A 13,919-nucleotide genomic window follows, 5' to 3' on the forward strand; every position below is an offset into this window, starting at 1 on the left:
CCTTACTTAAACTGTTTGAGGAAACGCAGATCGTTTTCGAAGAATGCGCGCAGGTCGGTGACGCCGTAACGCAGCATCGTCAGGCGCTCCATGCCCATGCCGAAGGCGAAGCCGGAGTAAACTTCCGGATCGATGCCCACGTTGCGCAGCACGTTCGGATGCACCATGCCGCAGCCCAGCACTTCCAGCCACTTGCCGTTCTTGCCCATCACGTCCACTTCAGCGGACGGCTCGGTGAACGGGAAGTAGGACGGACGGAAACGAACCTGCAAGTCTTCTTCAAAGAAGTTGTTCAGGAAATCGTGCAGCGTGCCCTTCAGGTTGGTGAAGCTGATGTCTTTATCGACGATCAGCCCTTCCATCTGGTGGAACATCGGGGTGTGCGTCTGATCGTAGTCGTTACGATAAACGCGGCCCGGCGCAATGATGCGGATCGGCGGCTGCTGGTTCTTCATGGTGCGGATCTGCACGCCTGAAGTCTGGGTGCGCAGCAGGCGCGTGGCGTCGAACCAGAAGGTGTCGTGGTCGGCGCGCGCCGGGTGATGCCCTGGAATGTTCAGCGCGTCGAAGTTATGGTAATCGTCTTCAATTTCCGGGCCGGTGGCAACGGAGAAGCCCAGCTCGCCGAAGAAGGTTTCGATACGGTCGATGGTGCGGGTCACCGGATGCAGGCCACCGTTCTCCATGCGACGGCCCGGCAAGGACACGTCGATGGTTTCTGCCGCCAGGCGCGCGTTCAGCGCGGCGCTTTCCAGTGCGTTCTTACGCGCGTTCAGCGCGTCTTGCACCTCTTGCTTGGCCTGGTTGATCACCGCGCCGGCCGCCGGACGGTCTTCCGCCGGTACGTCGCGCAGAGACTGCATCTGCAAGGTGAAATGACCTTTCTTGCCAAAATATTCGACGCGCACCAAATCTAACGCGGCAACATCCTGGGCATCTTCTACGGCTGCCTTGGCATTGGCAACCAGCTCTGCGAGATGTGGCATTGCTTTCCTCTTCCTCTGGCCGGGATGGCCCTAAGTAATTGTTATCTATTATTCGAACACGCCTTTGAGCAATCTTCAAAGACTTTTCAATACGTTGCCGGCCAGGTGACTCACCATCGAGGCACAAGGCTCGCTCAACGCCTGCCGCTCTCACCGCAACGCTTTGCAAGGCGGGACGATGGCCAAAAACAAAAAAGCCTCCACGAGGGAGGCTTAGGCGCTACTTTTCGTTTCTTTTCTTACGCGCAAAGCCTCCTGAAATCAGGCGCTAAAGTAAAAAAAGAAACGAAAAATAGCTGCGTGCATGATTGCGGTACCTTGTCGATGATTGCCCACCAGTGATATAGCGGCGGCCAATAAAAGTCAATATTTGTCGCTGAAAACAAAGATTAAAAGAGGGAGCAAGCTCCCTCTTCTACTGACTTACGCCAGAGCTGCTTTCGCTTTCTCAACCAGTGCGCCGAAGGCCACTTTGTCGAAGACTGCGATGTCAGCCAGGATCTTACGGTCAATTTCGATCGACGCTTTTTTCAAGCCGTTGATGAACTTGCTGTAAGACAGACCGTTCTGACGAGCAGCTGCGTTGATACGTGCAATCCACAGCTGACGGAACTGACGCTTACGTTGACGACGGTCACGGTAAGCATACTGGCCTGCTTTGATTACTGCCTGGAAGGCAACACGATATACGCGCGAACGGGCACCGTAGTAACCTTTCGCCTGCTTCATAATTTTCTTGTGACGTGCGCGTGCAATTACACCACGTTTTACGCGAGCCATATGCTCTCTCCTAAAGTCTTATTCTAAATTCAAAAAAAATGGCTTATGCGTACGGCAGGCACGCGGTAACCAGGACCAGATCGTTTTTAGACACCATGCCTTTCGGACGCAGGTGACGTTTACGCTTGGTTGCTTTTTTGGTCAGAATATGACGCAGGTTGGCATGTTTACGCTTAAAACCACCGCTGCCGGTTTTTTTGAAGCGCTTGGCTGCACCACGTACAGTTTTAATCTTTGGCATTTTAATTAAATCCACTTCGCATTGTTAAACAACGAATCAGTTGGGCGAATAAAACCCACACAGCGCAAGCGCCGCGCGGGTTCCATTACTTGTAAGCCTTACTGTTTCTTCTTAGGAGCGAGCACCATAATCATCTGGCGGCCTTCGATCTTCGTAGGGAAGGATTCGACCACTGCCAGATCCATATCTTCACACAGGTCTTTACGGACGCGGTTAAGCACTTCCATACCGATCTGCTGGTGCGCCATCTCACGCCCACGGAAACGCAGGGTGATTTTGGCTTTATCGCCATCTTCCAGAAAGCGAATCAGGTTGCGTAGTTTGACCTGATAGTCGCCATCATCGGTGCCAGGACGGAATTTGATTTCCTTAACCTGGATAACTTTTTGCTTCTTCTTCTGTTCTTTCGTCGACTTGCTCTTCTCGTAGAGGAATTTGCCGTAATCCATGATTCGGCAAACTGGCGGTTCGGCATTTGGGCTGATTTCTACTAAATCAACGCCCGCTTCCTCAGCTTTTTCAAGAGCTTCATTCAGACTGACAATACCAATCTGCTCGCCATCGACGCCGGTTAGGCGAACTTCTTGCGCGCGAATTTCTCTGTTAATGCGATTAGGACGCGCCGGTTGAACTCGTTTTCCGCCTTTAATACTTTATTCCTCCAGTTGATGAAGACTACGGCTGCGAATCTCTTTCAGCAGCTTGTCTACGACTTCGTTTACGTCCAGGCTTCCCAAGTCTTTGCCACGGCGGGTACGAACGGCAACTTTGCCTGCTTCGACCTCTTTGTCGCCGCACACCAACATGTAAGGGACTCGACGTAAAGTATGTTCGCGAATTTTAAAGCCAATCTTCTCATTTCTCAAGTCCGCTTTCACGCGAATACCTGCATCCTGCAGTTTTTTGGTCAATTGCTGGACGTAATCAGACTGGCTGTCGGTGATATTCATCACCACCACCTGCACCGGGGCGATCCAGGTCGGGTAGAACCCGGCGTATTCTTCGGTCAGGATACCGATGAAGCGTTCCATGGAGCCCAAAATGGCGCGGTGAATCATTACCGGCACGACGCGATCGTTGTTTTCGCCAACGTACGAGGCGCCCAAACGGCCCGGCAAGAAGAAATCGAGCTGCACGGTACCACATTGCCATGCGCGATCCAAACAATCATGCAGGGTAAATTCAATTTTCGGTCCGTAGAAGGCACCCTCACCCGGCTGATATTCAAACGGAATGCCGTTCTCGGTCAGCGCGGCGGCCAGGTCTTCTTCCGCACGGGTCCACATGTCGTCGGTGCCGATGCGCTTTTCCGGACGCGTAGACAGCTTGACGGCGATCTTGTCGAAGCCGAAAGTGCCGTACACGTCATAGACCATGCGAATGCATTCGTTCACTTCGGCACGCACCTGCTCTTCGGTACAGAAGATGTGTGCGTCATCCTGAGTGAAGCCACGCACGCGCATCAGGCCGTGCAGGGAGCCCGATGGCTCGTTGCGGTGGCAGCTGCCGAACTCGCCCATGCGCAGCGGCAAATCGCGGTACGACTTCAGGCCCTGGTTGAAGATCTGCACGTGACCCGGGCAGTTCATCGGCTTGATGCAGTATTCGCGGTTTTCCGACGCGGTGGTGAACATGGCGTCTTTGTAGTTTTCCCAGTGGCCGGTTTTTTCCCACAGCACGCGGTCCATCATGAACGGACCTTTCACTTCCTGGTACTGGTACTCTTTGAGCTTCATGCGCACGAAGGCTTCCAGCTCGCGGAAAATCGTCCAACCGTCGTTGTGCCAGAACACCATGCCCGGCGCTTCTTCCTGCATGTGATACAGGTCGAGCTGTTTGCCGATCTTGCGGTGATCGCGCTTGGCCGCTTCTTCCAGGCGCTGCAGGTAGGCGTTCAGCTGCTTCTTGTCTGCCCAGGCGGTGCCGTAGATACGCTGCAGCATTTTGTTTTTGCTGTCGCCGCGCCAGTAAGCGCCGGAGGTTTTCTGCAGCTTGAAATGGTGACAGAAACGCATGTTCGGCACGTGCGGACCGCGGCACATGTCGACGTATTCTTCGTGGTGATACAGGCCAGGACGATCGTCATGGCTGATGTTCTCATCCAGGATCGCCACTTTGTAGATTTCGCCGCGCTCAGCGAAGGTGTCGCGGGCTTCTTGCCAGCTGACCTTCTTCTTGATGACGTCGTAATCCTTATCGGCCAACTCGTGCATCCGCTTTTCCAGCAGATCCAGGTCTTCCTGCGTCAGGGTGCGGTCGATATCCACGTCATAATAGAAACCGTTGTCGATCACCGGACCGATCGCCATTTTGGTATCCGGCCACAGCTGCTTGATCGCATGACCCAGCAGGTGCGCGCAGGAGTGGCGCATGATTTCCAGACCGTCTTCATCTTTGATGGTGATGATGGCCAGCTGCGCATCTGATTCGATCAGATCGCCGGCATCAACCAGCTCGCCGTTGACGCGGCCGGCGATACAGGCTTTCGCCAGGCCAGGGCCGATATCGCGCGCGACATCCATCGGGGAAACGGGGTGGTCGAAATGACGCTGACTACCGTCAGGAAGAGTAATAACAGGCATTAATAATTCCTTATCTACAGTGGTGACCCACACGACAGATCACATGCAGTACGAAAATTGGGTTTTGGGTTTGGTCAGCCAGGTTTCAGATCTCGCCCACAATTGCCAGATTGAAACCTCACTGGGTATACAGAATGGAACGCATACCTTCTCAGCCGCATTCGGCTAAGCGAATAGTATCACTAAAATTGTTCCGGATAAATAAAGCGCCGCCCTCACGCTTTCGCATCATCCGGCGCAAAAACGGTTTTCATGTAGCTCAGGGTGGCCAGCAGGCACAGGCCGTAGCCCAGCAGTTCACAGCCCTCTTCCACCATGTTTTTCACTACCCGGTTATAGCCGTCCAACATCAGCGTTTGCCACAGCGCGCTCATGCCGAACAGGCGGGAAAACACCAGAATGCACAGCAGGCCCGCGCACATCATGCCGTAGCCGGGATGCGTTACGAAATCGGCCAGGCCGCGCACCGTCGCCGCGATGTGCCTGGCGGCATGCCACAGGCAAACCAAGGCGATCGCCAGCGCGAACCACACCCACGCGCCGTGCCACAGCGCATCGAAGGCGAAGTCCATCTCGCGGATCAACATGCAGAGAAAGAAGCCGCCGACCAGCATCCAGGCGGAGCGGCGTTCAGCCTGTCGCCAGGCCGCGGCGAAAAAACCACCGGCGATGGCGAGCAGCAACAGTTCCTGCGCCACTTCGGTCAGCGAGGTTTCATGCACGAAATTATGCAGCCAGTGTACGTCAATAAACACCAGGCCGACCAAGGCCGCTAAAAAAGCGCCGTAGAATAGAAAGGCAACGGCCTTCCCCAGCAAAATATTCAGCTCTTGTTTCATAATCACACTCATTATTATTTACAGCGCATCTATGTTATCCACCTGTTCTCAGGGATCGTGGCAATTGATGCCTAATACCGTGCACAGCGATAAAGGTGGTCATTAATCATGCCGCAAACAATAAAAACCCCGGCACATGGCCGGGGGAAGCGCCAGTCTTTCCTGGCTGTCATTTCATCACCGTCAGTATTTCAGGCTCTCATCCCTCTATCATCGAGACGCGCAAACGAGCCTGGAAATTACGCCTGCGGAGATGATACGGTGACACGCCGGGCGTTGGTGTTAACGCCCCACAAGCCTGCCAATGCACTGACCACTGCGCCAATCAACAATGCAAAGAATGACCACAGGGCAGCCCGAGACAATTCGTCCGCAGCCACGGCAGCCTGTTCGCGCGCTTTCTGTTTCAGCTCAGCATACTCCTGCTTTGCCTGATTGATTTTTGCTTCGGCTTCATCCAAACGCTGATTAACCAGCTGCGCAGTTTTATTTTTGGCGTCGACCAAATTCTTCACAGTCTGGTCTACTTCCTGCGGCGTCATATTGGTATTTTCAACCAGCGCTTTTTTCAGTGTGTCTTGATCCACATCTTGCGAGATGGCCTCACCATGTTTTTTAAGCTTGTCGACCAGTTGCTTAATAATCGCATCGCTATTGTCGGGCTGAAGTGCCAGGGCTTTTACTGCGTCTGCCAAATCAGTCTTGGCCGCATTCAACTGTTGCTGCATGAATTCAGGCTGCAATGACGGAATACCACTTTTTTTAAGCGCCGTAACCACATCACCATGCAGCTGTTCAGGTTCCAACGTGGTGTCTATACCCAACTTGTCAAACACCTTGCCACCCACGTCCGCTAACCCGGCAGCCCCTTTGCCAATCGCTGAACCGGCACCGGAGAGCAAGCTGCCAGAGGTCGAAGCGATAGCACCCAGCGCATTGCCGGTGGCCTTCACTGCAGACCCTACCAGCATCCCGCCCAGCACCGCCGCCACAATCAGTGACGTAGCCCATACCAGGAAGCCATGAATAAGGCCGTCATTAGCAGCCAAACGTCCGGCAATAAAAGCGCCGGCAGCCAAGCTAATAATGATTGAAACAGCGGACCAAATCACTACGGTGGTACCGGCTCCATTGATTGGATCGTCTGACGTCGGATCCACGATGGAAAATCCAAGGCTGGTACCCAACGTCGACAGCAACAGTGAAACAGCCAATACGGTGATAACACCACCAATGACGCTGCCCCAGGAGATTTTTTTCGCCGCTACCCATTCTTTTGCCACTTCCATAGTAAAACTCCTTTTAAGCTTTTCGATTATAAAGAAATGCCACAAAGCCTTACCAGTATAGAAGTGTTTAATCTCTTAAGCGCTTAAATGGTAAAAACAGTTAAAAATAATTAATAATAATTACAGCACGGACGTGCCTACTCTCGGCGACAACACGCTGACAGAGCGTCTTGGCATCACTATCCTTACGTTATTCACTGGTGAACAGGTCTTGAGCTCATAATATGAACCGGTTACTCGCAGTCCTCGTCGTGCTATGCGCGGTATTAGCGACGCTGTATGGGCTGGTGCATTTTGGCGCGCGTTCAGTGCCGCGAGCGATTGCGGTCAATGAAGCGCCGCTGGGGTGTGAGGATGAACCGGAGCTCGCCGGCGAGTGCAATGGTGAAGAGGAAACGCCGGCCGACGGTTAATTAACCTTCCGAGCTATCCCCATTGCCGCCAGGCACGCGGCAGGCTAGGCTGTTCAGCTCATGGGCCGCCGCCTGGCGGCTTGAACGTTGCACAGGGAGTTTTTTATGACGGGTATTTTGCAGTTATTCCAGGCCATCGGACTGGGTTTGGTGCTGCTGTTGCCGCTGGCCAACCCGCTGACCACGGTGGCGTTGCTGCTCGGGTTGTCCGGCAATATGACGCGCGAAGAGCGTAACCAGCAGTCGCTGATGGCCTCGGTTTATGTGTTCTGCATCATGACGGTGGCGTTTTACGCCGGGCAGGTGGTGATGAACACCTTCGGCATTTCGATCCCCGGCCTGCGCATCGCCGGCGGGCTGATCGTCGCCTTCATCGGTTTTCGCATGTTGTTCCCCCAGCAGAGCCCTGAAGAGGCACCGGAGGTAGAAAGCAAGTCGCACGAGCTGCGCCATAAGACGTCGGCCAACATCGCCTTCGTGCCGTTGGCCATGCCGAGCACCGCCGGGCCGGGTACCATCGCGATGATCATCAGCTCGGCGTCGAGCGTCAAAGCGAACACGCTGGGTTTTGAACCCTGGGTACTGGCCGTGGCGCCGGTCGCCATCTTCTTGACGGTCGCGGTGATCCTGTGGGGCTGCCTGCTCAGTTCCGGCGCCATCATGCGCTTGGTGGGGAAAAGCGGCATCGAGGCGATCTCTCGCCTGATGGGCTTCCTGCTGGTGTGCATGGGCGTGCAGTTCATCATCAACGGCGTACTGGAGATTATCTCCACCTATACGCCGACCGCCTGACGATAAAAAACGGGCGCGATGATCGTCGCGCCCGTTGCCGTTATTTCCCCGCCGGCGCCTGCGCGCCCAAAATGCCCTTGCCTTCCGGCACTTCGGTAAAGCGGCTGAGGATCTCGCTGTAGGTCTTGGCCGGATCCAGATCCGGGAACTGCGCCGGATAGATAAACTTCGCCAGATACTCCAGCCCGACGATGTTGTACGGGTGGTTGTAGAAGTTATGGTAGATGCCGTAGAACCGCCCTTCCTTCACCGCCGACACCTGAGCGAACCCCGGGCGCTGCTTCATCCGGTTGAAAGCCTCATCCACCTGCTGCTGCGTCACGCCATAGCCAAACGGCACCGCGGCGTTGGTCTTGCTGGCCCACTGCGAACCGGAAACGATGTAGGCGTCCGGCTTCATGGCGATCACTTTTTCCAGCGCCACGTCGCCGGTGGCGCCCGGCAGCAGCGCAGAGCCGATATTGCGCGCGCCGACCGCTTCCACCAGCGCGCCCCAGCCGACGTGGGCGTGGGTATAGCAGCAGGACTCCAGCCCGTTCAGGCCGGCCTTGGCTTCAAAGAACACCAGCGGCTTGGGTTCCACCGCCTGCGTCTTGGCCAGAATGGCCTGATAGTGCTGCTGATAATAATCGGTATATTGCTTGGCTTCGCTTTCGCGGTTGAGGGTTTCCCCCAGCAGCGTCACGCTTTTCGGCGTGTTTTCCACCGGCTTGAGCATGGTGTCGATAAACAACACCGGCACGTTCAACGCCTTCAGCTTATCCAGCACGCCGGTTTGGCTCAGCGAAGGTTTGGAACGCAGCTGGGCGATCATCAGATCGGGGCGTTTGGCGATCACGCTTTCCAGATTGACTTCGCCCTTGTCGCTGAACCCCATATCGATGATGTTTTTCGCCGCCGGCCATTTGCTTTGCAAGATGTCCCAGGTCGCCGCATCGCTTTTCTTCAGCAGGTTGTTCCAGGCCACCAGCCGATCGAACGGGTTGGCGCGATCGAGCAGCGCCAGCGTGAGAATATCGCGCCCGTCCTGCACCACGATGCGTTTTGGCTCTTGCTGGAGGGTGAGCGTCTGGCCGGAAGTGTCGGTCAGGGTCAGCGGATAGGTAGTGGCCATCGCCGGGGCGGAAAGCACGGCGGCGCAAACCAGCGCCGACAGAGTAATTCGACGGTGCACGAAAAGCTCCTTGGTAAACAATTCAACCAGGGAATAGTAATGAGAATGGCTAGCATTATCAAAGGTCACGCCGCGTTGCCCGGCGATTAATTGCAAAGGGATGTGTAATGCGGGATGAAGAGGCGCGCCGGAAGCGGCGCGCCCTGAGGATCACACCAGGCCGTAGATCAGCGCCGACAGCGCAATCAGGCCCATCACCAGTACGAATACGTTGCTCGCCGCTCGGTATTTACGCATTGCCGGCACCGCGCGCACCGCGTACATCGGCAGAATGAACAGGATGGCGGCAATCAGCGGGCCGCTGATGGTTTCAATGATGTGCAGCGCGCTGGGGTTCCACACCGTCGCCGCCCAGGTGAGCAGGAACAGCGACACCGCCGAGATGCGGTGCGTCATACGCGAACTGAGCGGTTTGCCGACCGCGCGCGTGACGCCGTCGATCAGGCTGGTCGCCCCTTCCGTCACCCCCAGCGAGGTGCCGAGATAGGATTTGGCCATTGCCAACATCGCCATCACCGGGCCGAGATAGGCGATCAGCGGGTTGGAGAACTTGTTGGCCAGCGTGGTCAGCACCGTGATGTTCTGGTCTTTCGCCTGCTGCATGTCTTCATGGGACAGGCTCAGCACGCAGCTGAACACGAAAAACAGCACGGTGACGCAGATCAGCACATAGCTGTAGCGCATGATGCGCGCGCAGCGGCGTTCCGCCTTATCGCCATACAGGCTCTTCTGCGTCGAGGCGAAGGAAGAGATGATCGGCGCATGGCTGAAGGAGAACACCATCACCGGCACCGCCAGCCACAGCGAATGCCACAGCCCCGGCGTGTCGAAGCGGGTGGCGGCCAGGCCATTAACGAAGTTGGCGGTATTCCAGCTCGGCATCAGGTACAGCGAAATGCCCATCAGGAACACCAGCAGCGGGAACACCAGCATGCCCATCGCCGCCACGATGCTGTCTTTGCCGCGCAGCAGCACCAGATTGAGCACCACCACCACCGCCAGGCTCAGCCAGATGCGCGGCAGCGGCGCCACGTGGAACTGATGGATCAGGAAGCTGTCCAGCGCGTTGGTGATCGAAATGCTGTACACCAGCACGATCGGGAAGAACGCCATCAGATACAGCATCATGATGATTTTGCCGGCCAGCACGCCGAAGTGTTCCACCACCACATCGTGAATATTGCCGTCGCGGCTGGAGCCGGACAGCACGAAGCGGCTGAGCGCGCGGTGCGGCAAATAGGTCAGCGGGAAAGCGAACAGCGCCATCAACAGCAGCACCAGCGGGCCGTTCAAACCGGCGTTGATCGGCAAGAACAGCGTGCCGGCACCCACCGCGGTGGCATAAAGACCAAACATCCAGACGGTGTCGGTTTTGTTCCATTTGGCTGGCTGAGCGGCCGTCAGCGTGCCTGAATCGGGAGAAATCGTACTCATGAGACAGTCTACCTTAATCTGCGGCGCCAACGATTGCGCCTAACGGGATATCCTTCTCCGCGAACTTTTTAATAGTAATCAGTGAATTAAAGCGATATTTCATACTTACGCCTGATGAAAGGACGGCAAAGGATAATGAAAAATCCCCTGCGGGTCTATGTTTTATCGGCCGAACGGGCAATTTGCGAACAGGAAATGCTGAAAAAATCGGCATGCACAGAAAAAACTAAGGGCCCCTTGCGGAGCCCTTAAGCGGTTTACTTCTTCGCGTCCGGATGGTCCGGCACCTCGGCGCTGCCCATCTCCTTCTCGTCGCGGATCATCGAGCGGTCTTTACGCACGTCGGCCACGTCGGAGGCGCTCACCGGTTTGGCGCTGTTGCCCCAGCTGGTGCGGATGAAGTTCACCACGTCCGCCACCTGCTGATCGTTCAGACGCCAGCCGAACGGCGGCATGGTGATGTTGGACACCGCCCCCTGCACCGCCGGCGTAGTGTTGCCGGTCAGCACGATGTGGATCAGCGAGGTCGCGTCCTCGGTCTGCACCACCGGGTTGCCCTTCAGCGACGGGAAGGCGCGCTTGTAGCCCACGCCGTCGGTGCGGTGGCAGGCCGCGCAGTTATCGACATACAGCGCCGCGCCGGGCTTGCTGTCGTCGCCGCGCCACAGATCCTTGGCCACGCTGTCTTCGACCGGCGCCGCCTGCTGCTTGCCGTCTTTCGGCGGCAGCGATTTCAGGTAGCGTGCGATGGCGGTCAGATCGTCGTCGCTCAGGTATTGCAGGCTGTGCTCCACCACGTCGCTCATGCCGCCAAACACGATCGCCTTGTCGTTACGGCCGGTTTTCAGGAACTCGGTCAGCTCGGCTTCGCTCCAGCTGCCCAGGCCATCCTTACGGTCGCTGCGCAGGCTGGAAGCCACCCAGCCGTCGATCGGCGCGTTGCTGCCGGACAGATAGTCGTCGCTTTCGCTGTTGCTCAACGCTTTTTCCTGCATGGTGATGCTGCGCGGGGTATGGCAAGCGCCGCAGTGGCCCAGGCCCTCCACCAGATAACGGCCGCGTTCAATCACCGGATCGGCTTTGGCGTCAGCCACGAAGTCCGCCGGCGACGGCGCAAACATGCCGCGCCAGATGCTCAGCGGCCAGCGCATCGACAGCGGCCACGGGATGTCGGAATCCTTGTTGGCCTGCTCCACCGGCTGCACGCCGTGCATGAAATAGGCATACATGGCGCGCATGTCTTCCTCTTTCACCAGCGCGAACGACGGGTACGGCATCGCCGGGTACAGGGTACTGCCGTTTTTGGCTACGCCCTTACGCACCGCGTTGTCGAAATCTTCGAAGCTGTAATCGCCGATGCCGGTTTTCTTGTCCGGCGTGATGTTGGTGGAGTAGATGGTGCCGATCGGCGTCTCCATCGCCAGACCGCCGGCGAAGGTTTTGCCGCTCTTGCCGTCGGTGTGGCAGGCCACGCAGTCGCCGGCGCGCGCCAGGTATTCACCGCGCTTGATAAGCTCGCCGCTGACGCTGGCGTCCTGCGCCCAAACGGAAAAACTCACTGCACTGAGAACCAGTGCCGGTACAAATGCTTTCATCGTTCGCCGTCCTTATGCCTGCACCAATGGGCCTGGGTTTTTCAGATACTGCTCGCGAATAGCGCGGGCAGACCAGTAAGCCAGCGCCGCCACGGTGCCGGTCGGGTTGTAGCCCAGCCCCTGCGGGAAGGCCGAGGCGCCGATCGAGAACACGTTGTGCACGTCCCAGCTCTGCAGATAGCGGTTGACCGCGCTGGTCTTCGGATCTTCCCCCATTACCGCGCCGCCGTTCATGTGGGTGGTCTGGTAGCTGGTGGTATCGAAGTGGCTGTTGGCGTTTTTTGGGCTGCCGGCGATCAGTTTCGGGTTCATCGCCTTGGCGATCGGCGCCATCTTGTCGTACATGAACTGCGCCATCTTGATGTCGTTTTCCTGCCAGTCGAACGTCATGCGCAGCAGCGGCTGACCAAAGACGTTCTTGTAGTTGGGATCGAGATCCAGATAGTTATTGCGGTACGACTGGTGCGCGCCGTGGGCGTCCATCGAAACGTGGTGGGTGTAGGCATCCGCCACCGCCGCTTTCCACTTGCTGCCCCAGGCCGGGGTGCCCGGCGGGGTCGGCAGGCCGGAGATCGGCTTGGTGCCCGCCTGGTTGACCCAGAACGGCGAACCGCCGACGAAGCCTTCTTTGGCGTGGTCGAAGTTATCGGCGTTAAAGTCGTCCACGCCCACGCCGTTGCCGCCGGCGCCGATGAACGGGTTGGTAAACACGTCTTTATCGAAGAACGCCTTGATGGTGGTCATGTTCTGGTAGGCGAAGTTGCGCCCGACCACGCCTTCGCCGGTCACCGGATCGTAAGGCTTGCCGATGCCGGACAGCAGCATCAGGTGCACGTTGTGGAACTGGAACGCGCCCAGGATCACCAGATCGGCCGGCTGTTCAATCTCGCGGCCCTGCGCATCGACGTAGTTCACGCCGGTGGCGCGGGACTTGTCGTCGGTCAGGTTGACCTTCAGCACGTTGGCGTTGGTGCGCAGCTCGAAGCGTTTTTCCATGCGCAGCGCCGGCAGAATGTTGACGTTCGGCGAAGCTTTGGAATACATGTAGCAGGCGTAGCCGCTGCAGAAACCACAGAAGTTGCACGGGCCCATCTGCGCGCCGTACGGGTTGGTGTAAGAGTCCGAGGTGTTGGCGGACGGCAGGTTGTAAGGATGGTAACCCACCTCCAGCGCCGCTTTCTCGAACAGCTGGGCGGAGTAGGTATTTTTCTGCGCCGGCAGCGGGAAGTCGCTGGAGCGATCTGCAGCAAAGCGGTTGCCGCCCTTCTGCGCCACTTTCTGCCCTTTGATGGTCCAGGCGGTGCCGGAGGTGCCGAACACTTTCTCCGCTTTGTCGAAGAACGGTTCCAGCTCGTCGTAGGTCACGCCGAAGTCCTGGATGGTCATGTCCTTCGGAATGAAGTTTTTGCCGTAGCGCTCTTCATAGTGGCTGCGCATGCGCAGTTCGATCGGATCGACGCGGAAATGCACGCCCGACCAGTGCAGGCCGGCGCCGCCGACGCCAGTGCCCGGCAGGAACGCCGCCAACTGGCGGTAAGGCACCGCGGTCTGGCTGCTGTTGTGACGAATGGTGACGGTGCTTTTCGACAGATCCTGGAACAGCTTGCGGCGGATGTTATAGGTCAGCTCGTCGATCACCTGCGGATAAGACCCGTCCGGATAGGTGTCGCGCATCGGGCCGCGCTCCAGCGCCACCACGTTGAGGCCGGCCTCGGTCAGCTCTTTGGCCATGATCGCGCCCACCCAGCCGAAGCCGACGATCACCGCATCTACTTTTTTCATTACCGTTGCCAT

Annotated in this window: 14 protein-coding genes and 1 other annotated feature; of the genes, 2 read left to right on the forward strand and 12 right to left on the reverse strand. The window is 57.2% G+C overall.

Features of this window, described 5'->3' with window-relative positions:
• Positions 1-2: 2 nt before the first annotated feature.
• The 8 genes from pheS to ACUXAC_RS08740 all read right to left on the reverse strand — a co-directional run bounded on the left by pheS (position 3) and on the right by ACUXAC_RS08740 (position 6,717).
• Positions 3-986, reverse strand: a complete 984-nt coding sequence (pheS, locus tag ACUXAC_RS08705) for a phenylalanine--tRNA ligase subunit alpha (RefSeq protein ID WP_004931416.1) — start codon at positions 984-986, stop codon at positions 3-5.
• 187 nt (positions 987-1,173) lie between these two features.
• Positions 1,174-1,296, reverse strand: a sequence feature (Phe leader region).
• Positions 1,248-1,292 carry a pheST operon leader peptide PheM gene (gene pheM / locus ACUXAC_RS08710; RefSeq protein WP_121626058.1) on the reverse strand — a complete coding sequence of 15 codons (45 nt, stop codon included), beginning with the start codon at positions 1,290-1,292 and terminating at the stop codon, positions 1,248-1,250. Its footprint overlaps the feature before it by 45 nt.
• 113 nt (positions 1,297-1,409) lie before the next feature.
• Positions 1,410-1,766: a 50S ribosomal protein L20 gene (gene rplT / locus ACUXAC_RS08715; protein ID WP_004931417.1), complete on the reverse strand. Its 357-nt coding sequence runs from the start codon at positions 1,764-1,766 to the stop codon at positions 1,410-1,412.
• 43 nt (positions 1,767-1,809) lie between these two features.
• Entirely contained in the window at positions 1,810-2,007 is a 198-nt protein-coding gene (rpmI, locus tag ACUXAC_RS08720) for a 50S ribosomal protein L35 (RefSeq protein WP_004931418.1), read from the reverse strand.
• A gap of 98 nt (positions 2,008-2,105) precedes the next feature.
• Positions 2,106-2,657, reverse strand: a complete 552-nt coding sequence (gene infC, locus ACUXAC_RS08725; RefSeq protein WP_048233542.1) for a translation initiation factor IF-3 — start codon at positions 2,655-2,657, stop codon at positions 2,106-2,108.
• A gap of 3 nt (positions 2,658-2,660) precedes the next feature.
• The gene (gene thrS / locus ACUXAC_RS08730; RefSeq protein ID WP_025159696.1) at positions 2,661-4,589 is read right to left on the reverse strand and encodes a threonine--tRNA ligase; all 1,929 of its coding nucleotides are present in this window, start codon (positions 4,587-4,589) and stop codon (positions 2,661-2,663) included.
• Positions 4,590-4,804: 215 nt separating this feature from the next.
• On the reverse strand, positions 4,805-5,428 hold the full coding sequence (locus ACUXAC_RS08735; protein ID WP_060440074.1) for a hypothetical protein: 624 nt from the start codon (positions 5,426-5,428) through the stop codon (positions 4,805-4,807).
• A gap of 239 nt (positions 5,429-5,667) precedes the next feature.
• Entirely contained in the window at positions 5,668-6,717 is a 1,050-nt protein-coding gene (locus ACUXAC_RS08740; RefSeq protein WP_387442092.1) for an AAA family ATPase, read from the reverse strand.
• A 224-nt stretch (positions 6,718-6,941) separates the two neighbouring features.
• Between ACUXAC_RS08740 and ACUXAC_RS08745 the strand changes: the two genes are divergently transcribed.
• Both ACUXAC_RS08745 and ACUXAC_RS08750 read left to right on the forward strand, forming a co-directional pair.
• The gene (locus ACUXAC_RS08745) at positions 6,942-7,130 is read left to right on the forward strand and encodes a hypothetical protein (protein WP_047727675.1); all 189 of its coding nucleotides are present in this window, start codon (positions 6,942-6,944) and stop codon (positions 7,128-7,130) included.
• 105 nt (positions 7,131-7,235) lie between these two features.
• On the forward strand, positions 7,236-7,922 hold the full coding sequence (locus tag ACUXAC_RS08750) for a MarC family NAAT transporter (protein WP_238423626.1): 687 nt from the start codon (positions 7,236-7,238) through the stop codon (positions 7,920-7,922).
• A gap of 40 nt (positions 7,923-7,962) precedes the next feature.
• Here the strand turns inward: ACUXAC_RS08750 and ACUXAC_RS08755 are convergent, their stop codons facing one another.
• The 4 genes from ACUXAC_RS08755 to ACUXAC_RS08770 form a co-directional block, all read right to left on the reverse strand.
• A complete protein-coding gene (locus ACUXAC_RS08755) occupies positions 7,963-9,096 on the reverse strand; it encodes an ABC transporter substrate-binding protein (protein ID WP_197757635.1) in 1,134 nt (377 codons plus the stop codon).
• A gap of 150 nt (positions 9,097-9,246) precedes the next feature.
• A complete protein-coding gene (locus tag ACUXAC_RS08760) occupies positions 9,247-10,530 on the reverse strand; it encodes an SLC5/6 family protein (RefSeq protein WP_049274104.1) in 1,284 nt (427 codons plus the stop codon).
• A gap of 257 nt (positions 10,531-10,787) precedes the next feature.
• Entirely contained in the window at positions 10,788-12,125 is a 1,338-nt protein-coding gene (locus ACUXAC_RS08765; RefSeq protein ID WP_159317950.1) for a c-type cytochrome, read from the reverse strand.
• A 12-nt stretch (positions 12,126-12,137) separates the two neighbouring features.
• Positions 12,138-13,919 (reverse strand): GMC family oxidoreductase, encoded by a 1,782-nt coding sequence (locus ACUXAC_RS08770; protein WP_025302609.1) that lies wholly within the window; start codon positions 13,917-13,919, stop codon positions 12,138-12,140.

This window comes from Serratia sp. 121840015-1 (genome assembly GCF_053627655.1).

Coding starts and splice junctions, on each gene's coding strand:
- ACUXAC_RS08750 (WP_238423626.1), top strand. CDS start 7,236: ATGACGGGTATTTTGCAGTTATTCCAGGCCATCGGACTGGGTTTGGTG.
- rplT (WP_004931417.1), bottom strand. CDS start 1,766: ATGGCTCGCGTAAAACGTGGTGTAATTGCACGCGCACGTCACAAGAAA.
- rpmI (WP_004931418.1), bottom strand. CDS start 2,007: ATGCCAAAGATTAAAACTGTACGTGGTGCAGCCAAGCGCTTCAAAAAA.
- ACUXAC_RS08765 (WP_159317950.1), bottom strand. CDS start 12,125: ATGAAAGCATTTGTACCGGCACTGGTTCTCAGTGCAGTGAGTTTTTCC.
- ACUXAC_RS08740 (WP_387442092.1), bottom strand. CDS start 6,717: ATGGAAGTGGCAAAAGAATGGGTAGCGGCGAAAAAAATCTCCTGGGGC.
- ACUXAC_RS08760 (WP_049274104.1), bottom strand. CDS start 10,530: ATGAGTACGATTTCTCCCGATTCAGGCACGCTGACGGCCGCTCAGCCA.
- ACUXAC_RS08745 (WP_047727675.1), top strand. CDS start 6,942: ATGAACCGGTTACTCGCAGTCCTCGTCGTGCTATGCGCGGTATTAGCG.
- pheS (WP_004931416.1), bottom strand. CDS start 986: ATGCCACATCTCGCAGAGCTGGTTGCCAATGCCAAGGCAGCCGTAGAA.
- thrS (WP_025159696.1), bottom strand. CDS start 4,589: ATGCCTGTTATTACTCTTCCTGACGGTAGTCAGCGTCATTTCGACCAC.
- ACUXAC_RS08770 (WP_025302609.1), bottom strand. CDS start 13,919: ATGGCAACGGTAATGAAAAAAGTAGATGCGGTGATCGTCGGCTTCGGC.
- ACUXAC_RS08735 (WP_060440074.1), bottom strand. CDS start 5,428: ATGAAACAAGAGCTGAATATTTTGCTGGGGAAGGCCGTTGCCTTTCTA.